The organism is Methylophilus sp. 5 (genome assembly GCF_000515275.1).
Taxonomy (GTDB): domain Bacteria; phylum Pseudomonadota; class Gammaproteobacteria; order Burkholderiales; family Methylophilaceae; genus Methylophilus.
The window spans coordinates 2954007-2979005 of record NZ_KI911560.1; the positions used below are offsets into that span (position 1 = coordinate 2954007).

General features: G+C 51.2%; 28 protein-coding genes. 8 read left to right on the forward strand and 20 right to left on the reverse strand.

Annotated elements, in window-relative coordinates:
• Nucleotides 1-2: 2 nt before the first annotated feature.
• Nucleotides 3-908: a flagellar hook-associated protein FlgL gene (gene flgL, locus METH5_RS0114285; RefSeq protein ID WP_029149148.1), complete on the forward strand. Its 906-nt coding sequence runs from the start codon at nucleotides 3-5 to the stop codon at nucleotides 906-908.
• Nucleotides 909-944: 36 nt separating this feature from the next.
• Here flgL and fliR read toward each other — a convergent pair whose 3' ends face one another.
• The 13 genes from fliR to fliF form a co-directional block, all read right to left on the reverse strand.
• Nucleotides 945-1712 (reverse strand): flagellar biosynthetic protein FliR, encoded by a 768-nt coding sequence (gene fliR, locus METH5_RS0114290; RefSeq protein ID WP_029149149.1) that lies wholly within the window; start codon nucleotides 1710-1712, stop codon nucleotides 945-947.
• A gap of 12 nt (nucleotides 1713-1724) precedes the next feature.
• On the reverse strand, nucleotides 1725-1994 hold the full coding sequence (fliQ, locus tag METH5_RS0114295) for a flagellar biosynthesis protein FliQ (protein WP_019882538.1): 270 nt from the start codon (nucleotides 1992-1994) through the stop codon (nucleotides 1725-1727).
• Between the two features lie 27 nt (nucleotides 1995-2021).
• Nucleotides 2022-2789, reverse strand: coding sequence for a flagellar type III secretion system pore protein FliP (gene fliP / locus METH5_RS0114300; RefSeq protein WP_029149150.1), 768 nt, complete (start codon nucleotides 2787-2789; stop codon nucleotides 2022-2024).
• Nucleotides 2790-2902: 113 nt separating this feature from the next.
• Nucleotides 2903-3415, reverse strand: a complete 513-nt coding sequence (gene fliO, locus METH5_RS0114305; RefSeq protein ID WP_232411064.1) for a flagellar biosynthetic protein FliO — start codon at nucleotides 3413-3415, stop codon at nucleotides 2903-2905.
• 29 nt (nucleotides 3416-3444) lie between these two features.
• On the reverse strand, nucleotides 3445-3930 hold the full coding sequence (gene fliN / locus METH5_RS0114310; RefSeq protein WP_036308006.1) for a flagellar motor switch protein FliN: 486 nt from the start codon (nucleotides 3928-3930) through the stop codon (nucleotides 3445-3447).
• Nucleotides 3930-4931, reverse strand: coding sequence for a flagellar motor switch protein FliM (gene fliM / locus METH5_RS0114315; RefSeq protein ID WP_029149153.1), 1002 nt, complete (start codon nucleotides 4929-4931; stop codon nucleotides 3930-3932). Before fliM ends, fliN begins: the two co-directional genes overlap by 1 nt.
• Before the next feature lie 33 nt (nucleotides 4932-4964).
• Complete coding sequence (locus tag METH5_RS0114320) at nucleotides 4965-5549, reverse strand: flagellar basal body-associated FliL family protein (RefSeq protein WP_029149154.1); 585 nt, start codon at nucleotides 5547-5549, stop codon at nucleotides 4965-4967.
• A 174-nt stretch (nucleotides 5550-5723) separates the two neighbouring features.
• Nucleotides 5724-7106 carry a flagellar hook-length control protein FliK gene (locus tag METH5_RS0114325; RefSeq protein ID WP_029149155.1) on the reverse strand — a complete coding sequence of 461 codons (1383 nt, stop codon included), beginning with the start codon at nucleotides 7104-7106 and terminating at the stop codon, nucleotides 5724-5726.
• 25 nt (nucleotides 7107-7131) lie between these two features.
• Entirely contained in the window at nucleotides 7132-7578 is a 447-nt protein-coding gene (gene fliJ / locus METH5_RS0114330; protein WP_029149156.1) for a flagellar export protein FliJ, read from the reverse strand.
• Nucleotides 7579-7595: 17 nt separating this feature from the next.
• Nucleotides 7596-9143: a flagellar protein export ATPase FliI gene (gene fliI, locus METH5_RS0114335; protein WP_232411065.1), complete on the reverse strand. Its 1548-nt coding sequence runs from the start codon at nucleotides 9141-9143 to the stop codon at nucleotides 7596-7598.
• 41 nt (nucleotides 9144-9184) lie between these two features.
• Complete coding sequence (locus METH5_RS0114340) at nucleotides 9185-9853, reverse strand: flagellar assembly protein FliH (protein WP_029149158.1); 669 nt, start codon at nucleotides 9851-9853, stop codon at nucleotides 9185-9187.
• A 24-nt stretch (nucleotides 9854-9877) separates the two neighbouring features.
• Nucleotides 9878-10876 (reverse strand): flagellar motor switch protein FliG, encoded by a 999-nt coding sequence (fliG, locus tag METH5_RS0114345; RefSeq protein WP_029149159.1) that lies wholly within the window; start codon nucleotides 10874-10876, stop codon nucleotides 9878-9880.
• A 3-nt stretch (nucleotides 10877-10879) separates the two neighbouring features.
• Complete coding sequence (gene fliF, locus METH5_RS0114350) at nucleotides 10880-12586, reverse strand: flagellar basal-body MS-ring/collar protein FliF (RefSeq protein ID WP_029149160.1); 1707 nt, start codon at nucleotides 12584-12586, stop codon at nucleotides 10880-10882.
• Between the two features lie 282 nt (nucleotides 12587-12868).
• Here fliF and fliE point away from each other — a divergent pair, with 282 nt between their 5' ends.
• A complete protein-coding gene (gene fliE / locus METH5_RS0114355; RefSeq protein ID WP_019882550.1) occupies nucleotides 12869-13234 on the forward strand; it encodes a flagellar hook-basal body complex protein FliE in 366 nt (121 codons plus the stop codon).
• Between the two features lie 23 nt (nucleotides 13235-13257).
• On the opposite strand, the gene METH5_RS0114360 is transcribed toward fliE, so the two are convergent.
• The 7 genes from METH5_RS0114360 to METH5_RS0114395 form a co-directional block, all read right to left on the reverse strand.
• Nucleotides 13258-13548 (reverse strand): EscU/YscU/HrcU family type III secretion system export apparatus switch protein, encoded by a 291-nt coding sequence (locus tag METH5_RS0114360; RefSeq protein WP_029149161.1) that lies wholly within the window; start codon nucleotides 13546-13548, stop codon nucleotides 13258-13260.
• Nucleotides 13535-14674 (reverse strand): flagellar hook-length control protein FliK, encoded by a 1140-nt coding sequence (locus METH5_RS0114365; RefSeq protein WP_029149162.1) that lies wholly within the window; start codon nucleotides 14672-14674, stop codon nucleotides 13535-13537. Before METH5_RS0114365 ends, METH5_RS0114360 begins: the two co-directional genes overlap by 14 nt.
• Nucleotides 14675-15007 carry a flagellar protein FliT gene (locus tag METH5_RS0114370; RefSeq protein WP_029149163.1) on the reverse strand — a complete coding sequence of 111 codons (333 nt, stop codon included), beginning with the start codon at nucleotides 15005-15007 and terminating at the stop codon, nucleotides 14675-14677.
• 1 nt (nucleotide 15008) lies between these two features.
• Entirely contained in the window at nucleotides 15009-15503 is a 495-nt protein-coding gene (fliS, locus tag METH5_RS0114375) for a flagellar export chaperone FliS (RefSeq protein ID WP_232411066.1), read from the reverse strand.
• An 89-nt stretch (nucleotides 15504-15592) separates the two neighbouring features.
• Nucleotides 15593-17260 carry a flagellar filament capping protein FliD gene (fliD, locus tag METH5_RS0114380; RefSeq protein WP_029149165.1) on the reverse strand — a complete coding sequence of 556 codons (1668 nt, stop codon included), beginning with the start codon at nucleotides 17258-17260 and terminating at the stop codon, nucleotides 15593-15595.
• Between the two features lie 35 nt (nucleotides 17261-17295).
• Nucleotides 17296-17640, reverse strand: coding sequence for a flagellar protein FlaG (locus METH5_RS15125; protein WP_036308012.1), 345 nt, complete (start codon nucleotides 17638-17640; stop codon nucleotides 17296-17298).
• A gap of 72 nt (nucleotides 17641-17712) precedes the next feature.
• Entirely contained in the window at nucleotides 17713-18510 is a 798-nt protein-coding gene (locus tag METH5_RS0114395; protein WP_029149166.1) for a flagellin, read from the reverse strand.
• Between the two features lie 491 nt (nucleotides 18511-19001).
• Here METH5_RS0114395 and aepX point away from each other — a divergent pair, with 491 nt between their 5' ends.
• The 6 genes from aepX to METH5_RS0114425 are packed head-to-tail and all read left to right on the forward strand — an operon-like array spanning nucleotide 19002 to nucleotide 24980.
• A complete protein-coding gene (gene aepX, locus METH5_RS0114400; RefSeq protein WP_029149167.1) occupies nucleotides 19002-20300 on the forward strand; it encodes a phosphoenolpyruvate mutase in 1299 nt (432 codons plus the stop codon).
• A gap of 10 nt (nucleotides 20301-20310) precedes the next feature.
• Complete coding sequence (aepY, locus tag METH5_RS0114405; RefSeq protein WP_232411067.1) at nucleotides 20311-21489, forward strand: phosphonopyruvate decarboxylase; 1179 nt, start codon at nucleotides 20311-20313, stop codon at nucleotides 21487-21489.
• Nucleotides 21482-22477, forward strand: a complete 996-nt coding sequence (locus METH5_RS0114410; protein ID WP_029149169.1) for an aminotransferase class V-fold PLP-dependent enzyme — start codon at nucleotides 21482-21484, stop codon at nucleotides 22475-22477. The genes aepY and METH5_RS0114410 overlap by 8 nt, the downstream gene beginning before the upstream one ends.
• Complete coding sequence (locus METH5_RS0114415; RefSeq protein WP_029149170.1) at nucleotides 22474-22887, forward strand: adenylyltransferase/cytidyltransferase family protein; 414 nt, start codon at nucleotides 22474-22476, stop codon at nucleotides 22885-22887. Before METH5_RS0114410 ends, METH5_RS0114415 begins: the two co-directional genes overlap by 4 nt.
• Nucleotides 22884-23582 carry a trans-aconitate 2-methyltransferase gene (locus METH5_RS0114420; protein ID WP_029149171.1) on the forward strand — a complete coding sequence of 233 codons (699 nt, stop codon included), beginning with the start codon at nucleotides 22884-22886 and terminating at the stop codon, nucleotides 23580-23582. The genes METH5_RS0114415 and METH5_RS0114420 overlap by 4 nt, the downstream gene beginning before the upstream one ends.
• Nucleotides 23583-23588: 6 nt before the next feature.
• Nucleotides 23589-24980, forward strand: coding sequence for a CDP-glycerol glycerophosphotransferase family protein (locus METH5_RS0114425; RefSeq protein WP_029149172.1), 1392 nt, complete (start codon nucleotides 23589-23591; stop codon nucleotides 24978-24980).
• The last annotated feature ends 19 nt before the right edge of the window (nucleotides 24981-24999 follow it).

Consider the following 24999-nt stretch of genomic DNA (forward strand, 5'->3'; position numbering starts at 1 on the left):
TCATGAGAATCAGCACCAATACCATCTACCAGTCTGGCACCAACCAGTTAATGAATCTGCAGGGCGACTTAAACAAGCTCAGCATTCAGACGGCAACCGGTAAGCGTGTAAACTCGCCAGCAGATGACCCGGTGGCGGCGGCACGGATACTTGAACTCAATACGGCTAAAGACCAAAATGCCAACTACACCAGCACGCGTAAAACAGCAGAAACCCTGCTGCAAACCTATGAGGCTAACCTCACCAGTGTGACAGATGCCATACAGTCGATACAATCTTCACTGATTGCCGCGGGTAATGGCTCTTATACCGATGCTGAACGTGCCAAACTGGCCAATGAGTTGCAAGGCAATCTGGATACCTTGAAAGGTCTCGCGAACACCAAAGACTCGCAAGGCAACTACATGTATTCTGGCTATGCAACCACCACTGTGCCGTTTGATACCAATAACGACTATGTCGCCAACACCACGCGCACCCAGTTGCAAATTGACGTGCAGAGCAAGCTGCCGGTGACGTTTACCGGTGACCAGGTATTTGGCGCGAATGGCAGCAACGTGTTTACCAATTTGCAAAATATTATTGGCCTGTTGAATACCCCCATCACAGACAGCACTACCCAGGCCACGTTTAATACTGGCCTCGCGACTAGCATAGACAGCATGCAAGATTCATTAGACCGGGTACTTAATACCCGCTCAGAAATTGGCAGTAGTCTCAATTTAATCGACACTCTGAACAGCACGGGCGATAGCCTGGATCTGCAATATGATGCGTCTATTTCAACGCTGCAAGATCTGGATTATGCGCAGGCGTTGTCTGATATTTCCAAGAAAACCACCATCTTACAGGCTGCACAAAAAGCATTTGTGGCCACGTCCAATATCTCGTTATTTAGTTTGATTTAAGCGTTTGGCTAATAAAACGCCCGGCTAACAACCGGGCTAGTGCAGCACTTGCAACATGAGTTGCTGTGCATCAACCAGCCAGCGGCTGACGGGGCTTACCAAAGAAGGCAGGCTTAATAAGGTCATCACAAAGCCAACCGAAATCGTAATCGGGAAACCGATACCGAAAATATTGAATTGTGGCGCCGCTTTGGTTAACACGCCCAGCGCCATATTGGTAATCAATAAACTGGCCACCACCGGCAACGCCAGCAACAAGCCTTGTGAAAAAATATGCCCACCCAGCGTGGCAATGGCCTGGCTGTTCAATTGCCAGTGTTCCAGCGCGATTGGCATGGTTTCAAAGCTTTGCAGCATCACCGCAACCACGATCAAATGGCCATCCAGGCTCATAAATACCAGCAGCGCCAGCATGGTCAAAAACTGCCCGACAGCAATGGTTTGACCTTGGGCCTGCGGATCATAAAAACTGGCAAAGCCTAAGCCCATACTCATCCCCATCATAAACCCGGCCATTTCAACCGCAGTAAACAAAATACGCATGACAAAGCCCATGCTAATGCCTATGAGAAACTGCGCCAGTAAAGACAGTAATCCTTGCCAGGACAGCACTTCAATCGGCGGCACCTGAATCGCTGGCGCAATGGCGAGCGCAATCACAAAGCCGATGGCAAGCTTGATACGTTTTGGGATAGAAGGATGGCTAAACAGCGGAACAACAGAAATACAGCCAAGCACACGGGTCAGTGGCCATAGCAACTGAACAATCCACAATTGCAGATCTGAAGCATGGATGGTCAGCATGTGATCAAGCGCTTAGTTCACCAGTTGCGGAATCATGGTGAAAATATGGTGCATATAATCCACCATGGTCATGAGCATCCAATGGCCTGCCAGCAGCAACACGGCCATGACACCAACCAGTTTGGGGATGAACGACAATGTTTGTTCATTGATTTGTGTCGCGGCCTGAAAAATACTCACGATCAAACCAATCATCAGCGCAGTGCCCAGCACGGGCGCCGCCACCATCAAAGTGGTTTGCATCGCTTCGCTGCCTATCGTCAACACCTGTTCTGGACTCATGTGCTACTCCTGATTAAACAATATTTTTTAAATGACAAAACTTTGCGCCAGCGAACCCAGCACCAGTTGCCAGCCATCGACCAGCACAAACAGCATGAGTTTAAACGGCAGCGACACAATGGCCGGTGACACCATCATCATGCCCATCGCCATCAAAATACTGGCCACCACCATGTCAATAATCAAAAACGGGATATAAATAGCAAAGCCAATCTGGAAGGCGGTTTTGAGCTCACTGGTCATAAAGGCGGGCACTAATATTCTGAGCGGGACTTCTTCCGGCGTTTGAATGGCCTCGGTATGCGCCATATTGGCAAACATGGCCAGGTCATTTTCGCGGGTTTGCTTGAGCATAAAGCCTTTGAGCGGCAACACACCGCGCTCCAGGGCTTCTTGCATGGTGATTTTGCTTTCTGATAGCGGCTGATAAGCATCGGTATAGATTTTGTCGAACACCGGCCCCATGACAAAAAAGGTAATAAACAAGGCTAAGCCGATCAATACCTGATTAGACGGCGCAGATTGCGTGCCCAATGCCTGGCGTAGTAAAGACAAGACAATGACGATACGGGTAAAGCCAGTCATCATCAGCATGGCCGCCGGGATAAACGTGAGAGAGGTAAGTAAAATCAGGGTTTGCAGACTGAGCGTATAGTCTTGCCCGCCGCCTGCCGCCGCGCTGACGGTACCGATCGGCAAGCCACCAGCCGCCGATGACAACAGCGGAAACCCCCACAGCAGGCCAACAGGCAGCAACCAGGAGAAAATAGACTTTAACACTGAAAAGACACGCATGTATATGGCACCCGAAACTTGCTTGTGGCCGCGAGCAGCAGACACAAGACGATCAATAAGTTAGGGCTATAGTACGTCAGACCTGCTGAAATCAAAGGTCAGAAATGAGCGACTCAAGGCTTGTTTTTGAGGGATTTGACTGTTTGCTGCAGTGTGGCTTGCATGGCTTGTTGCAAGCGAACAGAAAAAGAAGCTTGCGGATCGACTGCTGAAGATTTTGTGATGCCGGCACCTGCGGTCGCGCCCTCTTCTGTGGTCGCCTCGCTGCTCAGCGGATCAACGTCACCCAGCGCAGACATTTGGCCAGCGTTGATACCCACCACCAACCAGCGACCAGCAACTTCAAGCACCACCACACGTTCTCTAGGGCTGAGTTGCAAACCACCGACCTGCTTGATCACCCCGCGGTGAGACATGGTCTGCCCAGGCATGACACGACGTAATAACCAGGCAATGACTGCAATCACCAGTAAAACAATCACCGTGCCAAACACCATGCGGCCCAGGCTGTCGCTCGCGCTAGGCGCGGCCGCAACCGTGGCCACAGGCACAGCAGCCCATGACATGCCACTGGCGACCATACTGCTACACAAGGCAAGCAACAACTGGTTAATTGTTTTCATCATCTCAATATAAAGTGTCTTTAAAAAAACGATTAACGATTTAATTTGCGGATACGTTCGGCCGGGGTAATGATATCGGTCAAACGGATACCGAATTTATCATTGACCACCACCACCTCACCTTGCGCGATCAGGCAGCCATTGACCAACACATCCATCGGCTCGCCCGCCATGCCATCGAGCTCAACTACCGAGCCCTGCGCCAGTTGCAACAGGTTTTTAATCGAAATTTTGGTCCGGCCCAACTCAACCGTCAGTTGTACCGGGATATCCAGAATAAAGTCGATGTCGTTTTGCGTACCTTCGAGCTTATTGTTAGCGCTAAACTCGTTAAACACCGCAGTTTTGCTGGTTGGCTCTTGCAGCGCCGAAGATTCAGACTGTGTCTGCTCGGCTAATGCGGCACCCCAGTCGTCTTCTGCAATCGTCTGCACATCGCCGGGGTCAGACACGCCCATGGCAGCCATCGCTGCATTCATATCATCATCTGCACTGTTAGTGGCGGGATCCATAGCCATTATGACTCTCCTTGTAATTGCTCGTGACTTCCGTCAGCGCGAATTAACTTTTCAACCTTGAGGGCGTATTGCCCGTTAAATACCCCATAACGACACTCCATGACTGGAATGTTGTCAATTTGTCCTTCGATGCTGTCGCTGATATTAATCGGGATCACATCCCCTTCTTTCAGCTCCAGCAAATCTGCTACCGTCAGTTTGCGCGTGGCCAGGTTGGCAACAATCTCAACCTCTGCGGCTTGAATCTGCTGCGTCATCAACTTGACCCAGCGTTTGTCACCACCCAGGTTTTCGCCTTGCAATGGTGAAGTCAGCAGGTCCTTGATCGGCTCAACCATGGAATACGGCACGCAAAAATGCATTTCGCCGCTATTCGGGCCCAACTCAATATTGAACGTAATCGCCACCACCACCTCATTGGGCGTGGCGATATTGGCAAATTGCGTATTCATTTCCGAGCGCAAATACTCAAACTTGATCGGGTAAACAGGTGCCCAAGCCTTTTCATACGACTCGAACATAATGCTTAAAATGCGCTGGATAATGCGTTGCTCGGTCGCCGTAAAATCACGGCCTTCTACCCTGGTGTGAAAGCGGCCATCGCCACCAAACATATTATCCACCACCAAAAACACCAGTGTCGGGTCTAGCACCAGCACGCCTGTACCGCGCAATGGGCTCATATGAATCAGGTTGAGATTGGTGGGCACCACCAGGTTACGGATAAAGTCGGTGTATTTGATAATTCTCACCGGACCTACCGAGACTTCTACCGTACGGCGCAAGAAGTTAAACAGCTCCACACGCAATAAACGCGCATAGCGTTCGTTGATCATCTCCAGCGTGGCCATGCGGCCGCGCACAATCCGCTCTTGCGTGGCCAGGTTGTAATTACGAACGCTAGCCTCGTCTTTGCCAGACGCATCACCTTCGTCATCGCCCTCAACACCTCTGAGTAGCGCATCAATTTCGTCTTGTGATAAAAACTTGTCAGCGGACATGATGACTCACTTTAAACAACTGGGCTCATAACATTACTGAATCACAAACGAGGTAAATAATACCTGAGTGACTTTCAGCGGCTTACCGTGTGCAGCGAGCGGTTTTTTCAAATCTGTCAGCAGCTCTGCACTTAGTTGCGCTTTGCCTTCTGGAGTAGATATATCAGACGCTTTTTTGCTGGTGAGCAATAGCAGAACGCGGTTACGCAAGGCTGGCATCTGTGCTTTCATTTTTTCTGCCAGCTCAGCGCCTTTCACCTCAACGGTTAAATCCAGCTGCAAAAATTTGTCATCCGGGTCTGGCAACAAATTAACGGTAAACGTTTCAAACGGCACATAGGTCAAAGCCGTTTTAGGGTCAGCATGACCACCAGCTTCCTCTTCAGGCGCCTCGTCCTCAGCGGCTTCGCCTTCAGCAGCGTCTTCGTGACCTTCTTCTGCTTTCTCACTATGCTTGGCTTTGGCTGGGTGCGCTTCTGGCTTCTTCAACAAAAAGAATGCAGCAGCACCGCCGCCGGCAGCTAATGCCAGCACGACTGCCAATATGACAATGAGTTTTTTCTTGGATTTGGGCGCTGCTTCTGCTGCGCCCGCCGTTTTCGCTGGTTCTTGAGCCATGACACAAACCTTTCTTACCTGAAACCTTGAGTGTTTATGGTGTCATTATGCGCAAAACAGCGGTCTGGAGATTGCCGGATAAAAGGGTAAAATCGGCGTTTAATCGAAACTTACAACTACTGGCAGGCCTATCGCCTGCCTGCTGGTTAAACACAGCCAGTAAAACAGTGGCTGTTAAACAAAAGTATCGACCAGGCCACGTGCCACAGTGGTTTTAGCTGCTTGTGGCGCGACTAAAGACTCTGTGTCAGCGGCGGTGCCGGATGATTGGCCGCCTTGACGCGAAGTTTGCTGCTCAAAATGCTGCTGCGCCTGCTGGCCATCGCCGACAAAGGTTTGGCCCAGTTGTAAGCCTTGTGATTGCATGCGGTCACGCAGGTCCTGCATGCCATCCTCTAATGCCTGGCGCACCAGCGGATTATCCGTAATAAAACTGGTGTTCACCGACTGGTTATCCACTTTCAGCACGACCTGAATCGGTCCCAGGTCTGGTGGTGACAAGGTCAGGCTGGCCACATCGTCGCCACTGCCTACCATTTTCATCACATGCTGATTCATTGCAGTTTGCCAGCGTTCATTGCCAAAGGGCGCCGCAATTTGCGACGTCACCACATTGCTACTCTGCGCCACGCCGGCCGCATTCAGCCAGGGACTATTAGGCAACGCTTGCGCGGCTGGCTGTATCGTATTCACGCTGTCAGCTTGCGCATCAGCACTACGCATGTCATTGAATCCCTGCGCGGAGCGACCAGTTTGCCCGGTCGCCTCTGCCATCAACTTGGCATTGACTAATGTTTCAGGCAGCCCGGGCGCCTCTTTGCCAGTATTGGCCGGATTACCCGCGAGCAACTGTTTAAAATCAGCCGCCTGATCATCTTGATCTGTGGTCACACCAGGCCCGACCGGGGTCTGCGCCGCAGTGGATTTATCGGCTACCTCCGTGTTCAGCGGTAAAGCATTTACATCAATGCCCGGCAATGGCTCGCCCTCTACAGCAGCGGCATCGGTGGCAACCTCAAGCTTGGGTTGACTATCGGTTTGTGCCGCAGCAGGACGCATAGCAATCATGGTTTGCATCCACGGTGAAATCCCTGTTGGCAATTGATCATTGGCAGCAATGTCTGCCAATAGGCGTTTTTTACGTTCTTGCGCTGTTTCAACCACTGCAGCAGGATCTGTCACATTGGTTGGTGCGGTAGCGGCGGCAGTGTCTTCAGTGGTCGCGGCGGCTTCTGGCGATGTGTGTTCATCGTTGTTATCTGCAGCTATTTTTTGCGTCGTCTCTTCAGACTTGGGTGTATTGCTGTTGGGTTTAACCGGTGCTGGCTGCGATTGCTCTGCGGTTGGGGCTGGTTTTGGCGCCTCGGCCTTGTCAGCCATTGTTTTATTGGCTACTGGCATGACGGGCTTGCTGCTTTGTTGCATTTGCTTGCGCAACGCCTGCGCGAATTCATCAGAGCCATTGGCCTGAGACTCTTGCGAAACCTGATTGGCCGTGGCTGTTTTCACAGCCTCTGCACCCATATTCAGTAAAGTTGCGGAATTCAAAAACGCCATATGACTCTCCCGGTCAACACTTGTTTTACAGACGCGTGCGCTTGGCACGGCTTGCAAACTCATCCATTAATTTCTGATCACGCTTGCCTTCTGCTTTTACCTGCATAGTGGCCGCCCGTGTCATCAGCACTTCAAAAGACTTTTGTTTGCGCTGTTTTTCCTGCAATAGCTGTCGTTGTTGCAGCACATTCGCCTGACATTGTTCGATTTGAGCATTTTGACTGCGCACCGCCAATTCCAATTGCGAGAAAAAGCCCTGAAAATTACGGTATAAATCGGCTTTGAGCCCTTTTTGTGAGGCCAGTTGCCACTGCTGCTCATATTCCTGCTGATATTGCTCTAGCATGGTGCGCTGCTGCTGGGCTTGATCAAGCTGCTGCATGGCTTGCGCCAACACCTGCATCGCCAGCTCGACTTCGTCAGTCGCCAGTTGAATCAGCAGGGTCAGCGTTTGTGTCGACTGTTTGGCCATATTGACTTAATACGGCCTTAAGCGATGGTGTCCGCTAATTGCTGCAAACAGGCTTGCATATAGGCGCTTTCGTCCACGTCTTGCTGCAAAAATGCATTGATCTGGTCACGCTTTTTAATCGCAATATCCAGCATGGGGTCAGAGCCCGGCTGATACGCGCCCACAGCGATCAAATCCTGGTTACGCAAATAACGTGAATACAATTGTTTGAGTAAGCGCGCCGCCTGCTGGTGCTCTTTGCTGGTGATATTGTGCATGGCACGGCTGATCGACTGTTCAATATCAATCGCAGGATAATGTCCACTCTCGGCCAAGGTACGATTAAGCACAATATGGCCATCGAGAATCGCGCGTGCAGAGTCGGCAATCGGGTCTTGTTGATCGTCGCCTTCAGTCAGTACGGTATAAAAAGCGGTAATAGAGCCCTCGCCTCTGGCACCGTTACCGGTGCGCTCAACCAAGGCAGGCAATTTGGCAAACACTGAAGGCGGATAGCCTTTGGTGGCTGGCGGCTCGCCAATCGCCAGCGCAATTTCACGTTGCGCCATGGCATAACGGGTCAGCGAGTCCATAATCAGCAGTACGTTTTTACCTTGCTGGCGAAAACGCTCGGCAATCGCGGTGGCATAATTGGCACCTTGTAAACGCATGAGTGCCGACACGTCAGCCGGTGCAGCCACTACCACCGCACGCGCCAGGCCTTCAGGCCCTAAAATCTGCTCAATAAACTCTTGTACTTCGCGGCCACGCTCACCAATCAGGCCGACCACAATCACATCAGCGGTGGTATAGCGCGCCATCATGCCCAGCAATACACTTTTACCCACACCAGAGCCGGCAAACAAGCCCAGGCGCTGACCACGACCAACGGTAAGCATGGCGTTAATTGCGCGCACGCCTACATCCAGCGTGTCTTCAATCGGGGCGCGCATCAGCGGATTAATCACGCGCCCACTTAGTGGCGCCATCACTTCGGTTGAAATCGGGCCCAAATTATCCAGTGGATTACCTGCGGCATCGACCACACGGCCGAGCAAGCCATCTCCTACCGGAAAATGGCGCGCACGGTCCTGCGCACGGCGACGTGGTGGACGACCAAATTGTGGCTTGGGTAAAGTTTCGGTGATCTCCATACTGAAGACTTTGGCGCCAGGCACCACACCATCTACCGCTGACTGCGGCATTAATAACAAATTTTCGCCATCAAAACCGACCACTTCGGCCTCAACGCGCCCGCCATCTTGCAGCGGAATAAAACAGGCACCGCCAATTGGCATTTTAATGCCAGTGGCGACCATGATCAGGCCTGTGACTTTCACTATACGACCGGCAACCTCTAACGGCTCGACCAAATGAATCAGTTCGCGGCAATCTTTGAGGTAACTTTGCCAGCGTTGATTGTGCACATTAGGTGTAGGCGCTTGTTCGTCACTGGTGGCGGCATCTACCTGATCTATTGCGACTACTTGTTCTATCGTTGGGGTCTCTGCCGTCGGCGCGGCATCCGTGAGTGAATCAGCCAGCAATTCCTGGCTGGCGGCGGGTGCGGCATTGGGTTCTGTCATGCTGGAGTCAATCACAATCAGGCTTACATTACTGAGACAAGTTATTCGCCAGTGGCCGCAGGCTGGTGCCAGCCATCCACGCGTGACAACCCTTGTACCAGACGTTTCCAGCGCATTTCGTTACTGGCATCAATCTGGTTTTCTGCAGTTTCTACCAGACAGCCACCACGCTCAACCTGGCTATCTTCAACCAGCTGCCAGCCCTGCTCTTTCAATTGCTCTCCAAGATGAGCGCGCAGCACTTTGGCATCTTCGTGATGCACAATCAATCTGGCAGGCTGTTTTACTTGTGGCAGGTAATGCATGGCATCCATCACCACAGGAATCACCGCTTGCGGGTCTATCTGCAGCTTGGTTTTCATCATGGCTTTGGCCAGGTCCAGCGCCAGGCTCAATACAGACTCGGCAACGTTCACATCCTGCATGGCCAAGGCCTGTTGAAAGCTGGTAGCCATTTGCGATAACTGTTGACGCTCCACGTCTATTTGCGATTGTGCATGGGTCATGCCATCACCATAGCCGGTTTTAAACCCTTCTTCATAGGCTTCTTGCCTGACCTGCTTGAGAATCTGGCTCACCGTGCGTGCATTTTCTTCGGCCTGCTCGCGCTCACGTTTCACACGCTCACTAGAGATGGAGTCATCAAAGCTGGCCATCTCCCAACGTTGATAGGCGCTCATTTGTTCTTTAGGAATTGCAGACGCTACCATGAGACACTTTCCTTATTCAATGCACTACACATATTGCTCGCTGTCACCTTTACCAGCCAGCATAATCTGGCCTTCATCTGACAAGCGACGCACAATTTGCAAAATTTGTTTTTGCTGGGTTTCAACTTCTGACAATTTAACCGGGCCACGGCTTTCCAGATCTTCACGCATCATGTCAGCCGCACGCGACGACATATTGCGGAAGAATTTTTCTTTCATTTCATCCGACGTGCCTTTGAGCGCCACAATCAGCATGTCAGACTGCACTTCGCGCAACAGCACTTGTATGCCTCTGTCATCAATCTCATTAATGTTATCAAACACAAACATCTGGTCCATGATTTGTTGCGCCATGCCATCATCGTAGCTTTTGAGGCCATCCATCAGTTTGGCTTCGTGCTCGCCACTAATGAAGTTCATGATCTCGGCGGCTGTTTTTACGCCACCAATGGCCTGGCGTTTGAGGTTGTCGTTACCGGCCAGCATTTTCAGCATGCCTTCGTTCAACTCTTTGAGCGCGGTTGGCTTAATACTGTCCAGCGTGGCAATACGCAAAATCACGTCCTGGCGTAAACGCTCAGTAAAATGGCCTAACACTTCAGCCGACTGTTCCGGCTCCAGATGCGACAAAATGGTCGCAATAATCTGTGGGTGCTCGTTCTTGATAAAGTCTGCCACACTAAAGGCATCCATCCACTTCAGGCTTTCAATCCCGGCCGCATCTTGTGATTGTGGAATACGGTTAAGCAAGCTGGAGGCTTTGTCGTCGCCAAATGCTTTAATCAGCACCGAGCGGATATAGCTGTCTGAATCGAGACCAAAATCACTGCTGCTGGCAAAGTCGAGCATAAACTTTTCCAGCACCTGTTCAACTTCTTCACGTGGCACCGGCTTCATCGAGGCCATCACAATGCCCAACCGTTGCACCTCTTTCGGTGTCAAATGCTTCATCACTTCAGCCGCTTCGTCTTCGCCGAGCGCCAGCATCAAAATTGCACTTCTGGTTAATCCCTGGTCACTCATGAACTATTTCTCCGCCGAGGTCCAGCTGGATACCACATTGGCAACCATGCGCGGATTATCTTTAGCCACTTGCTTGGCCGCTTGTAAGGTCTGATCAAGGCTACCAGGCAATGCTGTGGCATCACCACTTAAGGTCACCAGGGCATCTTCACCGTCTGCACCTGCCGCGCCTGCAATTGGCAACCCATCAGGTCCGGTCAAGGCAGCAGCAGCCAGCGCTTCTTCTTTCTTGTCTTCACCAGTAAGTTTTCTGGTCAATGGTTTGAGCAGTTTTTTATAAACCATCATCAACACAATCACCCCGGCCAAAAAGCGTAAAGCATCTTTGCCATACTCAATCATCTGCGGATCTTTCCACAGTGGTGGCTCTACCAGCTTTTCCTGTGCTTCTGCAATAAATGGGGTGTTCACCACAGAAATCGTATCGCCGCGCTCTTTGTTAAAGCCCATGGCCTGCATGGCGAGATCACTCACTTGCTGCTTCTCGGCATTGCTCAAGGCACGGTAAGTGGTTTTGCCGGTGCTGTCGACCACCGGAATATGATTCACGACCACAGCCACGTGCAAGCGCTTGATGCCGCCTTTGGCTTGCTGAACGTAGCTCACTGTTTTGTCCAGCTCATAGTTGGTGGTGTTATCTTTTTGTGTGTTTTGTGGCGGTGCCGGTGCTGCAACAGGCGCTGCGTTTTCACCTGGTGCTTGTGCGCCCGGTGCATTAATCGGTGCAGTAGACTCGCCTGGCGGCTGATTAGACAACGCACCCGGCACAGCACCATTACTGCCACTGCTATTTTGTGTCTCATGGCTCTGCGCACTACGGATCGCCATATCATCAGGCTTGCCATTCGGTTTGTAAGACTCGTTGGCTTGCTCAGTCATCGAGAAATCAATCTCTGCGCTGGTTTCAGCGTGTACATTTTTAGCACCAACGATAGGCGTAATAATCGATTCTACGCGGCGGGCAATGCTGCTCTGCATATTTTCCACATAGGCCATTTGCTCTGGGTCCAGGCCGTTTTGCTTGAGCTTGTTTGCATTATCAGACAGCAAATTACCGTTCTGGTCGACCACGGTCACATGGTCGGCAGACAAATTAGGTACGCTGCTGGCAACCAGATGCACAACTGCAGCGACTTGCTGGCCATCCAGGCGGCGACCGTTATGCAAGTTTAACAACACAGAAGCGGTTGGATATTGCTGCTCGCGTACAAACACGCTTGGTTTTGGAATGGCCAAATGAATACGGGCAGCCTGTACGGCTGAAATAGATTGAATGCTACGCTCAAGCTCACCTTCCAGCCCACGCTGAAAATTCACTTGCTCTACAAACTGGGAAACACCAAACTTTTGGTTTTCGAGTAATTCAAAGCCAATATTGCCACCTTTTGGCAAACCTTGTGCGGCCAGTTTCAAGCGTATTTGATGCACCTGATCGGCTGGCACCAGAATGGCATTGCCGCCTTCAGCAAATTGATAAGGCACACTCAACTTGTCGAGCTCAGCCACAATCGCGCCGCCATCTTTGTCAGCAAAGTTGGAAAACAACACGCGGTAATCTGGCTTTTGGCTCCACAGCCAGAACACAACCATCACGGCTACGATGGCCGCAATGCCTGCGACCAATAGTAGTTTTTGCCCCAGTTGACCGAACATATTCGGTGCACTGTTGGGCTCACCCGTTGATGTAAGTAAGGCAGCGTCAGCAGCCATCTGAACCTCCATGTTTACTACTTTTGGCTTTTTGAATCTTGCGCCCAACCCGTGTTTGCTAACTTAAGGTTTGCTCACTCAAAAACACCTTTTTGAACTCGAGTGCGTTTTAAGGACACACTCACATGGATCACATTATGCGCTTACTGCTTATTTTCAAATTGGCAAATAAGACCGATTAATGTTGCCTGTTTTACAAAGCGAGCCTAAGCACAGAATGCTAAAGTGTCTACCATGACAATTAAGGGCTTAATGTGCCCGTGATGATGAAAGGAGCCCACCATGAACGCAGGCGGTATTGATGCACAACGTATCTCGTCCATGCTGGCACAATTGCGTGCAGCCGCCCAAAAGCCTGAAGGGTTAGGCAGTGCGGCCATCGCAAATCCTGTGCAGAAAACCAATGCAGCAGCGCCGACCAGCCAGGTCAGCTTTAGTGATGCATTGAAAGCCTCACTGGATCAGGTCAACAATATGCAACTGCAATCCGAAAAGCTGGGGCAAGACTTCGCCATGGGCAATGATAATGTCAGCCTGTCTGATGTGATGATTTCCGGCCAAAAAGCCAACATCGCCTTTCAGGCAACGGTGCAAGTACGCAATAAGTTGGTCACGGCTTATCAGGACATGATGAACATGCAAGTGTAAACCTGCATGCACTACCCTCACACCTAAACGGCAGGCGCTTCGCGCGTTTCGCCCTGCTCCAATTGATATAACCACGCCAATATTTCGGCAATTGCCTGATATAACTGCGGCGGAATATGGGCATCCAGCTCTACCTGCATCAACAGGCTTAATAATGCCTGCGATTCATGCACATAGACTTCGTGTTCTTTTGCCAGCGCAATAATGCGCTCAGCCAGCAAACCATTGCCTTTGGCCACCACGCGTGGCGCCAGATCTCCAGCTTCGTAAGCCAGTGCGACGGCAGACTGGGTATAAGCCTTATCCTGCTGCATAGTGTGGCCTGTCTTGTGCGGTGTCATCACGGCTAATCTGCAAAGACTCCAGCTTTAACCCGACTGACTGCAAACTCATGGCCAACTGACTGCGGCCAGACTGCATTTCTTTTAAAGCACTGGCATCACCTGGTGCGACGCGTACGCTAAAGCGACCATTCACCATGGTAATTTTGACCGAGACCTCGCCCAATCGTGGCAACTGCAAGGTCAAGTCGCTCTGCAAGCTGTTTAAAACAGGCTCATCTGCTGAGTGCGCCGAATTTTCCTGCTCATTGACCTGCCACTGCATTGTTTGCCCTGGCCAGACCTCGCCATGCCACACCACACGCTGCTGCTCCAATACCTGCAACTGCTGTGCCACCATTTCAGGCGGCATAAAAGCGGGTTTATTTTGCGGCTCCTGCAATAATTGATGCCAGGGCCGGCTACCTAACGTCGCTTCTTTAAGGTGTGCCTCGTAAAACAGGCCAGAGCTGTCTAAGGCATGCTTGAGGTCTTGCGCCAGCACTTGTGGCTTTTGCGGACTATGGCTGACCACCGTTTGCGCTTGCAAGGCAGTGGTTTGCTGTTGAAACTCAGAAGAACTTAGCCAGCGCTGCAAATGCTTGGCCGGCGGACTGAGCTCAACCAGGCTGGCTTGCCCGGCAGCTGTTTTTGCCATGGTTTGCAAATGCTCGTCATGGTCAGCGTGCGACATATCGGTTAATAAGGCGGCATCGGCCAAATGCATGCTGTTGGCACTCGTTTGGCCATTACCCGGCTGTAGCCCCCATTTCACCTGCGGCAGCTGATCTTTGCCTGTGCCCTGCTGGGCAAGGCCCATAAACTGCATATGCAGGGTTTGTTGTTGTGCCAGATAAGCAGGCAGCTGCATTTGCACAGTGGCAGGCGGCTGATTGGGGAGTTGAATTTGAACTTTGAATTGTGCCAGTTCTGAGGCTTTAGCAGCCCCTGACTCTTTTTGCAGAATCAGGCCAGTAAACTGCATGCCGGGGCGCATACGCTCCCACAACGGTGCTTCTGACTGCGTGCCTTCGACTGGCATGATAGACGAGACCGCACGCAAGCTCTCTGTTTCACTGGCGATTAAACGTGGTGAGAGAACTTGCGGGATCGGTAACATCTATAAGCCATCCGGCGGGATGCGCGCATGTAACTGCGCATCAAAGATCATATCGGTGATGCGGTGCATCACCGGATAAAGCAAATTTCGTATTTCGCCATCATCGGCCAGAATTTTCTGTACCAATGCCTGCTTACGCGCATTGAGCACAGGTGTTAAAGGCTCAGATTCCAGGCGCATGGTTTGCTCCAGGCTTTTAACCACTTCGAGTTTGAGCATGTAAGACTGCTCAAGCTCGGTGACTTTTTCCCAGGCATTCTGTCGCGCCGCAATCAGCATCTGCTCCATTAATTTGGCAGCAGACTCATAAGTGTTAATCAGTGCTTGTGACATCTTAGGCTCCGGCGGTGGCCAAACGGTTAACTTGTCCCATGTGTTGCAATTCATGTGTTTTCTGGGCGACCATCTGGCCCAGAGACATATCCGCTTGTACTGGACGTGCTAACGCTGATTTTTCCAGTGTTTCCCACGCGCTTTTTAATTCCATCAGCAATTGTTGAATTTCTTGTACTTTTTTTACATCCTGACGCACACTGGCTTCCATCAGGGTACGGGTCATATATTGATAAAGCTGATCCAGATTTTGTGCGATATTGCCACCCGCACGTTTGTCCAGGCAGGCACGCAAGCCGCTATCGACGATGGTCACTGCCTGCGTCAGGTATTCACCTTTTTTGGCAATATCATGTTGCGCCATGGCTTGCTGGGCATGAATGCAGGCTGAAATCGCGCCGTCATACAACATCACAATCAATTTCAATGGGCTGGCATCAACCACGCCGGTTTCCAACCCTACGCTTGCATAAGCATTGACACCTGATTTTTTCATCCCGAACATTTTTACTCCTGAATTCTGCTTTAAAGCGTATGGTTAGCGATTATTTGCCAGCTACCCTCCGCAGACCTTTACCGCTTCAACTAACTGTTGGCGCTAATGGCGGCCAGTTGTGAAGTCAGGTTGGTACTGGTGCTTTGCAAACTACTGAGCAAGGCATCCAGCTTTGCATATTGGGCACGGTAACGTGCTTCAATCGCAGGCAGCTTGGCACTTATATCATCGGCCTTTTTGTTCAAATCTTTAATCGAACTTGAAATACCATCTGTTTTTGTAGTCAATGCACCATCAGTATCCAGCCAGCCGTCCAGCAAGCTGCTCAGCTCCCCTGCCAGGCCTTTGCTAAAGGTCACGGTGCCACGGCTGCCAGTGGCCGTGCCAGTGACACTCAATTGCAGCCCATAGCTGCCATTGCCGATCACACCGGTGAGCACAGAACCTGTGGTGTTGGCTGTCACGCCATTAATCGTACCAATCGCATTGACGCCAGTGCCGCCCAATTGCGAAATGTTCACGGCATAGGTGCCAGAGGCCGTATCATCCTTGCTGCCGAGAAAAGTCACTTGCGGATCGGTAGAGGTCGCCGACGGCGAAAACAACTTGGCCACATCACTGACGTTGGTGGTGATGGCTTTTTGCAGTTTGGTACTATCCAGCGTTAATGCGCCAGTAGAGCCCATAGTGACCCCAATATCGGTCAGCGTTTTAAACGTGGTTGCCGTCGGCGAAGACGCCGATAACATCGACTTCAACTTGACCATAATATCGCGCGCCGTCGAATCTCCCAGCAAGGCCCCGTTTGAACTGGAGCCAGCCGACACAAACTTGGTCAGATTACGCATGCTGGTATTGAGCGCATTATAGGCATCGACAAAGCTCTGCACCGAGGCTTGTATGGTGTCTGTGTCAGTCCCCACACTCAGCGTATTACTGGCCGAGGTGATCGACTTCAGCGTCAAGGTGACGCCCTGAATCACGTCAGAAACCGTATTACTGGATTTACTGATGCTCATGCCGTCTACATTAAGCAAGGCATTTTTCGCTGCCGTCATTTGCGTCATGTTATTGCTGCTGGCCAGCGGGTCATAGGCGAGTGCAGACAAGCCTCCAGTGTCCGTGTTGTTACCATCATCATCGGCCACCGATATTTTGAGGCTGTTCACCTCCCCGGTGTCTTTAGAGGTAATCACCAGGCGGTTGCCGGTACCATCATTGACAATAGACGCCGAAACAGACGCGTTTTTTGCATTGATCGCATCACGGATACCCGCCAGCGTATTGTTGCTGCTGGTGATGTCTATGGTGATGTCGGTTTTGTCGGCATTGGCTGTAAATGAAGCAGGTACAGTACCGGTCGTCCCAAAAGAGATGGTCAGTTTGCCGGTGCCGACAATATCGGTAGCACTACTGTAAGCAGGCGATGCCAGTTTTTGCGAGGTCGCCAGTTGAGTGACTGACACACTATAGTTACCAAGCACAGCGGTGCCATTGGCGGTGGCGCTGATACTGGTCGCATCACTCGCAGTCACCGATTGCGCATTAAATTTGGCCGCGGTGGCCAATTTGTCAACGGCCGTTTGAAACGTACTTAGCCCGCTTTTAAGCGTGCTATAGGCGGACAACTTGGTGTTATAAGACGATATTTTGGTTTGAATATCGGTAATGGGTTGCTGTTCCGCCTGCATCTGCGCCGTAACCAAAGAGTCAATAGGCAGGCCAGATGCGCCAGTAGAGGATACAATCGATGCCATTTCTTAATCTCCCAACCGTATTTTAAAACGCAATATCAGGCTGTCTGTCGTATCACCAGCCCACGTAATTTATCCAGCGTTTTACTAATGGCTAGCACCTCTTCATTGGGAATCTGGCGTAAAACCTTTTGGGTTTCGGTATCCACCACTTTCACAATGATGCGGTCGCTATCATCGTCGATAGAAAACTCTATCGTTTGTAACGCTGGCGCTACATACTCATTTAACTTTTTGACAGCACCGCTAATCGCAGCTTTGTCATTTACATCGGCTGCAGCTTTATCAGCAGATGATTCAGCATATTTCACCAGTTTCAAACTACTGGCTGCCTGCACACCCTGCACGCTACTACCTACACCATTTACAGATGAATCACTCATGATGTTGCTCCTTTTACCTAGGCCAAATCCACAGGGTCTAGGCCTGTGGATTTAGCGTTACCGTGTGATGGATTAACCTCTCAGTAATGTCATCACTTGGTTAGGCAACTGGTTCGCTTGAGCCAGCATCGCAGTACCAGCTTGTTGCAGAATCTGTGCACGTGTCATTTTGGCTGTTTCTGAAGCAAAGTCAGCATCAGTGATACGAGACTTGGCAGCAGACATGTTCTCAGAAGCCACACCCAGGTTGCTTACGACTGAAGCAAAACGGTTTTGGTAAGCACCCAATGTCGCACGGCTGGTGTTCACAGCAGTCAATTGTGCGTCAATCGCAGTAATCGCATCTGACGCTGCATCCGCTGTTGACAAAGAGCCAGACAAAGAAGCCGCTGCTACTGAAGACACGCTAATGGTATCGCCACTGTCAGCACCAATCTGGAAGTTGTAACCCGCACCGAATGCTGCCTGGCCGTTAAACTTGGTTGCAGTGCTCAAACGAGTCAGTTCTGACTTCAATTGCGCAAATTCAGTATCCAGGTTTGCACGGTCACCAGAGCTGTAAGAACCGTTAGCTGCCTGTACAGCCAGTTCACGCATACGTTGCAATGAATCTGTTGCGCTGCTCAAACCACCTTCTGCAGTTTGCAGGAAGGAAATCGCATCGTTAGCGTTACGTGTTGCAACATCCATACCGCGAACTTGTGAGTCCATACGTGTTGCAATCGCCATACCAGCCGCATCGTCTTTTGCGCTGTTGATACGCAGACCAGAAGACAAGCGTTGAATAGAAGTATTCAGGCTGCTTTGGGAAGCGTTTAAGTTACGTTGTGCATTTAAGGATGCCAAGTTGGTGTTAATTACTGAAGCCATGTTAAATCTCCTTTAGAGGTCGTATACCCAGTTAAGTGTCAAATCGTCATGTTACTTTCAACGTTGATCGCTATTTACCACTTAATGTTTGCTATCTAGCGTTGTTAGTTGTGTTATCGACCGCTTGCGAAATTTCTTTAATACTTGTTGCAAATTTCTTATTTCGATCAATCATGCACTTGAAACTATTTACGACCCCGTTACCAAAATCTTTAGCCTTTCATTAAGCACTGCACAAAATTGTTTACATCAATCTATTTTATAAAAAGATGTGCCGTTACCATTAACCGAGCTAAATAGAGAATCAGTCTTAATTCTGCTTTTAAAGCACGTCCCGTTAAACGGCTGGTCATGCGCTCTATATCACACCAGATATAAGGCCGCTTTTCCGCGCTTATCTGCAAATCATTCCCGGGCATTGCCAACGATAATCAGGCTATCCATTTCGCATACCTTATATAAGGTATCCAAAAAGACTAAAGGAGTTTTGCATGGCATCAGTTTATGTAGGGATGACCGTAGACATTCTGCACCATGGCCATATCAATATTATTGAGCAGGCCAGAAAGTATGGCGACGTCACCATCGGCCTGTTATCAGACGCGGCAGTGGCAGACCATAAACGGCTGCCCTACCTCACTTATGAACAACGTAAACAGATCGTCGGCAATATTCGCGGTGTGGTGAATGTGGTGCCCCAAGAAGAATGGGACTACGCGCCTAACCTGCTCAAATACAAACCGGACATCATGGTGCATGGTGACGACTGGCTGGAAGGCCCATTGATGCCCTACCGTGACCGTGCCCGCGCGGCACTGGCCGAATACGGCGGTCACCTGATTGAGATTCCTTATACGCGTGGCGTGTCCTCTAACGAAATGCTGGGGCAGCTGCAGGCGTTGGGCACCACGCCTGATATCCGCCGTCGCACCTTGAAAAGATTACTGACCGTCAAACCGATTTCACGCTTTATTGAAGCGCACAACCCGATCTCGGCACTGATTGCCGAACATGTTAGCGCAGAGCGCAATGGCAAAAATTGCCAGTTTGATGGTTTCTGGTCCAGCTCGCTGACCGACTCCACCGCACGCGGCAAGCCTGATATTGAAGCGGTAGAGATCAACAGCCGTTTGTCTAATATTAATGACATTTTCGATGTCACCACCAAACCTTTAATTATGGACGCCGACACCGGCGGCAAGCTGGAGCACTTTGAACTCAATGTGCGCAGCATGGAACGCCTGGGGATTTCGGCCACTATTATTGAGGACAAAATCGGCCTCAAAAAGAATTCTTTATTTGGCAACGAAGTGCCGCAGTTGCAGGACGAGATTGAACCGTTTTGTGAAAAAATTGCTGCAGGCCGTGCTGCCCGCGTCAGTGATGACTTTATGGTGATTGCGCGTATTGAGAGCCTGATTCTGGAAAAAGGCATGGCCGATGCCGTCAAACGCGCACAGGCCTATGTCGGCGCTGGCGTGGATGGCATCATGATACACAGCCGCCAGAAGGCGCCAGACGAAGTGTTTGAGTTTGCCAAGATATTCAAATCAGAATTTCCGACGATCCCGCTGGTATGTGTCCCCACCAGTTACAACAAAGTGACTGAAGAAGAGCTGGCGGCACATGGCTTTAACCTGGTGATTTATGCTAACCATATGATGCGCGCGGCATATCCGGCCATGCAAAACGCCGCCAGGGAAATTCTCAAAAATGGCAGGACAGCAGAAATAGAATCCAGCCTGATGTCGATTAACGATGTGCTGGAACTGATCCCAGGCACCAAATAAGCGGAGCGCCATGATGATTGATGCCGAAGATTTTTTAACTGCCCTGCACGCTGAGCAAGTGCAGTTTTTTGCCGGTGTGCCAGACTCACTGCTTAAAGAATTGTGTGCCTGCTTTTCAGATAGGCTTGCTACAGGCCAGCATGTGATTGCGGCCAATGAGGGCGGTGCCATTGGCTTAGCCATTGGCCACTACCTGGCAACCAATCAACCGGCGCTGGTTTATATGCAAAATTCAGGCTTGGGCAATGTGGTCAACCCGATCGCTTCACTGGCTGATCCGCAGGTGTATGGCATTCCTATGTTATTGGTGGTTGGCTGGCGTGGTGAGTTGTCTGCCGATGGCGCACAAATTCATGATGAACCGCAACATGTGAAACAAGGCCAGATCACGCTGCCGCAACTTGAGGTCATGGGCATGCCTTATCAAGTCATGTCTACTGAGATCGACACGGCGCAGCAACAGCTGCAAACCCTGTTAAGCCAGGCCATGAAACGCCAAGGCCCGGTTGCCCTGGTGGTGCGTAAGCAAAGCTTTGCCCCTTACAAAAAAACCAGTGCAGCAACTCAACCGGCGGCTACACTGGCAGATAAATTGCCAGCGCTGCAAAGCCGTGAACACATGATTGAAGCCATCGTGGCTGATTTACCGCAAGATGCAGCGGTGGTCGCTACCACCGGCATGGCGTCACGTGAACTATTTGAACTCAGAAAAGCGCAACAGGCCGGGCATGGCCGCGACTTTCTCACCGTTGGTGGCATGGGCCACGCTTCGCAAATTGCCTGCGGCATTGCGCTGGCACAACCTGAGCGCCAAGTGGTGTGTATTGATGGCGATGGCGCCCTGCTCATGCATATGGGCAGTTTGACCATTAGCGCCCAGCAATCCAACTTGCTGCATATCGTGCTCAATAACGGCGCGCATGACTCCGTCGGCGGCCAACCCACGGTGGCTGCGCAATTGGGCTTGGCCGAGATTGCCAGCGCGGCAGGCTATGCGCAGGTATTTAGTGTCTCTGGCGTAGCGCAATTGCAACAAGCATTGCAACACACATTAGCCAGCGGCAAAAGCAGCTTTATTGAAGTGCTGTGCCGCAAAGGCGCGCGTGCTGACCTCGGTCGCCCCACCCGCACGCCGGCGCAAAACAAGCAGGATTTTATGCAGTTTTTAACCGAGGCCGAATATGCTTGAAGCCTCCCCTAATATACACGCCCATGTGGCCGCACAAAACCAGCACAAAGTGCTGTTTACCGCCGGGCCAGCGAGCTTGCTCGAAGAAAACCTGCTTGGCCTGCGCCCCTGTTTTGGCCGCGGAGATTTAGATTACAGCCAGGTTGAAGACGCGGTATTAAGCGCACTCAAAACCATGACTGGCCATGCGCAGATTACGCGCCTGCAAGGCTCTGCCAGCCTGGCGCTGGAAATCGCCAGCCTCAACTTTTTGCACGGCAAGGTGCTGGTGATAGACAGTGGCTATTATGCCCAGCGCCTGGTTAGCTTTGCGCAACTGGCGCAACGCACGGCTGGCCAAGTGTCACTGGTGACTGTCTGCGACTGGCAACAACTGGCAAGCGTCAGTGGTCATTATGACTGGGTCGTCGCTTGCTATACCGAAACCAGTGCCGGTTTATTGTTGCCGATTGCCGATTTGCGCGCATTGGCAGATCGTGTGGGTGCGCAACTGATGCTGGATGCCACCGCCTCTATTGGGCTGGAGACAGACCACGGCCTGGCCGATGTGATTGCCTACAGCTCTTGCAAAGGCTTGTTTGGCCTCACCGGCGCGGCGTTTATTGCTTTTAATCAATTACCCAAGCACGAGGTCGACTCGTTTTACCTCAACTTGACGACGCACCTCGAACGCCGCATGACCGGCCCTTATCACGCCATTGCCTCTTTATACGAAGTATTGCCCAAGCATGCTGATTTACGTGAAGCGGTGTTTATCAACAAAGCACACATGCTGAAAAAGATTGCCACCTACGCCACGCACCCTGTGCATTACCAACCAGTGTTGTGCACCTGGGTCGATGCCAAAGTGAGCAGCCAGGATGCGCGTGCAGTGCTGTACCAACCACGCGGCATTAGCCGTGGCAGCGTGGTTTGCCACTTAGGCGAAGCGCATCTGGGCAGCACGGCACAAGGGGCGATTCTCGATTTACTGGAGCTACAACCATGACGCAGCCGCCAAAACGCATTATGGTCGATATGTCAGCCACGCTGATCCATCACGGCCACGTGCGCTTGTTAAAAGCCGCTAAGCAATTAGGCCATGTGGTGGTCGCGCTCACCACCGATGAAGAGATTCGTGCCAAAAAAGGCTACGAGCCTGAGCTTGATTATGCGGCACGCGCCGAAGTATTACTGGCACTGCGCGACGTAGACGAAGTGGTGCCTAGCCCCTGGCTGCTGGATGAAGCGTTTATACAATTGCACCAGATTGATCTGCTCGTACACGGCCACGATAACAGCAACCAGATTGCAGCCGATAAATTACATATTTTGCCGCGCACAGAAGGCATCAGCAGCACCTTGTTGCGTGCCCGCGTGCTCAAAGCCGTCAGTCAAAAAATGGAAGCAAATACATGAGTAACCTCTGGCAACAGATTTGGGAAAAACGCACGCTGCAACCGCAGCACGCCATCACGCTGGATACTTTGATTGCGCTGGATGGCTTTGATAGCGGCGCCGGTAAAATCAACCCGGCCGACTGGCAGGAATATACGCGCCGTATCAGTGATAAACTGGGCCTTAGCTCTGGTGACTCTGTGTTTGAAGTCGGTTGTGGCGCCGGTGCTTTTTTATATGCGCTGCGTCAACAACATACATTGACGGTGGGTGGCCTCGACTATGCCGCCGGGCTGATTGAAGCCGCGCAGCAGGCCATGCCTGATGGTGACTTTCAGGCGCAGCCTGCACAAACCATGGCCACCGAGCCCCAATATGACTTTGTGATCGCCAACAGCGTGTTTCATTACTTTGACGAAGCCATGGCCGCCGAGGTATTCCAGGCCATGTGGCAAAAAGCCAAGGTGGGTGTCGCCATTCTGGATATCCCACATGCAGCCACGCGCGAAGCCTGCGAGCACGCCCGCCGCGATGCGCTGACAGTTGCCGAGTATGAAGAAAAATACCGTGGCTTGCACCACACCTATTACACCCCTGAATGGTTTAGCCAGCAATTGCCGCAAAAACCGCATCAGGTGTTTGAAAGCTGCGTACCCAATTATGCACAAAGCCAATTTCGCTTTAGTGTTATTTTTACTAAACGCTTGCATGGATAAACCATCATGACGAATACCCTTTCGCACCAACCTGTGTTCACCTTTTTTTATACTGACAACTGCGAACGCCAGGCATTGGCACCCGTTGCCGACGAAATCGCCAGCAGAGGCTATGTGATTCAATGGAGCACCGACTCCAGGCAATATGCCGAGGTTGGCGTTTACTGCGAGCATGCTTGCAAACCCAATGCCGGATTTTCTGTCATATTGCTGCACGATTTGGCCCAGCGCCATGATATCTGGCCACATTTCTGGCACCACGAGCCCTGGTCTGCCTTTGACATTGGCGTTGTGCCAGGCCCAGCCTGGGTTGAGCGCTGGCAAACACAAGCTAATTTCAAGCAGGCGCAGCCCAAGCTAGGTATGTTTGACCTCGGTTGGCCCAAGGCTGATTTGGTCTATCGCAATCAGGATACCTTTAAACAAGAAGCGCAAAAATTGCGTGAGCAGCTGGGCTTAAAATACGAGCACTCTATTTTGTATGCGCCATCATGGGAAAACCACGGCAAGCAAGATGAGTTTGTGCAAAGCCTGAAAGACTTGCCAGTCAACCTGCTGCTAAAACAAGCACCATGGTCAGACAAATACCGCTGGGTGCTGAATAACATCGACGAGATGGACGCACTGCATCGCGATTGCGCCGATAACGTGTATGTGATTGATCGCGAAATCAGCATTATGTATTGCTTAGGGTTGGCCGACGTGATGGTGTCGGATGAGTCTAGTGTACTCACAGAAGCCTTATTGCTCGATGTGCCCGGCATTGCCGTCACCGACTGGCTGATTCCAGACACCAATCCGCCGCGCCCGGCCAGTGTGCCGTATGACTACGTGATTAAAACCGTGAAAGCCGACTTGCGCCGCACGGTTGAAGACGTGCTGCAAAACGCCGCCACCTACCAGCAACAACTCGCCCAAAACAAACAACACCAGTTTGCCCACCTGGGGCAAAGTGCCACCTTGATTGCCGATAACATTCTCGCCGCCCTCGCTGGCGCAACAGAATTACCGACGCCAGCGATTAAATCTCAGGTAGAGGTTGACCGTAACACCTATCACTATGCCGAAAAACTGGCCGCCGAAGGCGATATGAAACTGTCTACGCAAGTGATGCTGGAGCTGATTAAAAAAGAAAGTTGTTGCTGGGAGCCTTACAATGACTTGGGGACGTTGTTAGTCAGCCAGGGCCAATTTGAAGATGCCGAGCTGCTGCTGGAAAAAGCCGTACTATTGGCACAAGAAAATGCGACGATTCCGCTCAGCAACCTGACAGAGGTCTATTGCCTGCAACAAAAAGCAGATAAGGCCTTGTTAACCTTGGCCAAACTTAGCAAATACACACCTAACCCGGTGGGCTCTATTCCGCATATTCGCCGTTGCATGGAAACCATGTTTTAAAACACGCCATACCGCATCT

What these genes read in the sequence shown, in the direction of transcription:
- METH5_RS0114340 (WP_029149158.1), bottom strand. Translation starts at nt 9,853, where the DNA reads ATGGTAGCGTCTGCAATTCCTAAAGAACAAATGAGCGCCTATCAACGT.
- fliQ (WP_019882538.1), bottom strand. Translation starts at nt 1,994, where the DNA reads ATGAGTCCAGAACAGGTGTTGACGATAGGCAGCGAAGCGATGCAAACC.
- METH5_RS0114320 (WP_029149154.1), bottom strand. Translation starts at nt 5,549, where the DNA reads ATGGCTCAAGAACCAGCGAAAACGGCGGGCGCAGCAGAAGCAGCGCCC.
- METH5_RS0114420 (WP_029149171.1), top strand. Translation starts at nt 22,884, where the DNA reads ATGAGTAACCTCTGGCAACAGATTTGGGAAAAACGCACGCTGCAACCG.
- fliS (WP_232411066.1), bottom strand. Translation starts at nt 15,503, where the DNA reads ATGAAAAAATCAGGTGTCAATGCTTATGCAAGCGTAGGGTTGGAAACC.
- fliI (WP_232411065.1), bottom strand. Translation starts at nt 9,143, where the DNA reads ATGACAGAACCCAATGCCGCACCCGCCGCCAGCCAGGAATTGCTGGCT.
- METH5_RS0114365 (WP_029149162.1), bottom strand. Translation starts at nt 14,674, where the DNA reads ATGTTACCGATCCCGCAAGTTCTCTCACCACGTTTAATCGCCAGTGAA.
- fliD (WP_029149165.1), bottom strand. Translation starts at nt 17,260, where the DNA reads ATGGCATCGATTGTATCCTCTACTGGCGCATCTGGCCTGCCTATTGAC.
- fliR (WP_029149149.1), bottom strand. Translation starts at nt 1,712, where the DNA reads ATGCTGACCATCCATGCTTCAGATCTGCAATTGTGGATTGTTCAGTTG.
- fliP (WP_029149150.1), bottom strand. Translation starts at nt 2,789, where the DNA reads ATGCGTGTCTTTTCAGTGTTAAAGTCTATTTTCTCCTGGTTGCTGCCT.
- METH5_RS0114410 (WP_029149169.1), top strand. Translation starts at nt 21,482, where the DNA reads ATGCTTGAAGCCTCCCCTAATATACACGCCCATGTGGCCGCACAAAAC.
- METH5_RS0114370 (WP_029149163.1), bottom strand. Translation starts at nt 15,007, where the DNA reads ATGTCACAAGCACTGATTAACACTTATGAGTCTGCTGCCAAATTAATG.
- METH5_RS0114325 (WP_029149155.1), bottom strand. Translation starts at nt 7,106, where the DNA reads ATGGCGTTTTTGAATTCCGCAACTTTACTGAATATGGGTGCAGAGGCT.
- fliM (WP_029149153.1), bottom strand. Translation starts at nt 4,931, where the DNA reads ATGTCCGCTGACAAGTTTTTATCACAAGACGAAATTGATGCGCTACTC.
- fliJ (WP_029149156.1), bottom strand. Translation starts at nt 7,578, where the DNA reads ATGGCCAAACAGTCGACACAAACGCTGACCCTGCTGATTCAACTGGCG.
- aepY (WP_232411067.1), top strand. Translation starts at nt 20,311, where the DNA reads ATGATGATTGATGCCGAAGATTTTTTAACTGCCCTGCACGCTGAGCAA.
- fliN (WP_036308006.1), bottom strand. Translation starts at nt 3,930, where the DNA reads ATGGCTATGGATCCCGCCACTAACAGTGCAGATGATGATATGAATGCA.
- fliO (WP_232411064.1), bottom strand. Translation starts at nt 3,415, where the DNA reads ATGATGAAAACAATTAACCAGTTGTTGCTTGCCTTGTGTAGCAGTATG.
- fliE (WP_019882550.1), top strand. Translation starts at nt 12,869, where the DNA reads ATGAACGCAGGCGGTATTGATGCACAACGTATCTCGTCCATGCTGGCA.
- METH5_RS15125 (WP_036308012.1), bottom strand. Translation starts at nt 17,640, where the DNA reads ATGAGTGATTCATCTGTAAATGGTGTAGGTAGTAGCGTGCAGGGTGTG.
- fliG (WP_029149159.1), bottom strand. Translation starts at nt 10,876, where the DNA reads ATGAGTGACCAGGGATTAACCAGAAGTGCAATTTTGATGCTGGCGCTC.
- flgL (WP_029149148.1), top strand. Translation starts at nt 3, where the DNA reads ATGAGAATCAGCACCAATACCATCTACCAGTCTGGCACCAACCAGTTA.
- METH5_RS0114395 (WP_029149166.1), bottom strand. Translation starts at nt 18,510, where the DNA reads ATGGCTTCAGTAATTAACACCAACTTGGCATCCTTAAATGCACAACGT.
- fliF (WP_029149160.1), bottom strand. Translation starts at nt 12,586, where the DNA reads ATGGCTGCTGACGCTGCCTTACTTACATCAACGGGTGAGCCCAACAGT.
- METH5_RS0114360 (WP_029149161.1), bottom strand. Translation starts at nt 13,548, where the DNA reads ATGCAGCAGGATAAGGCTTATACCCAGTCTGCCGTCGCACTGGCTTAC.
- METH5_RS0114425 (WP_029149172.1), top strand. Translation starts at nt 23,589, where the DNA reads ATGACGAATACCCTTTCGCACCAACCTGTGTTCACCTTTTTTTATACT.
- aepX (WP_029149167.1), top strand. Translation starts at nt 19,002, where the DNA reads ATGGCATCAGTTTATGTAGGGATGACCGTAGACATTCTGCACCATGGC.
- METH5_RS0114415 (WP_029149170.1), top strand. Translation starts at nt 22,474, where the DNA reads ATGACGCAGCCGCCAAAACGCATTATGGTCGATATGTCAGCCACGCTG.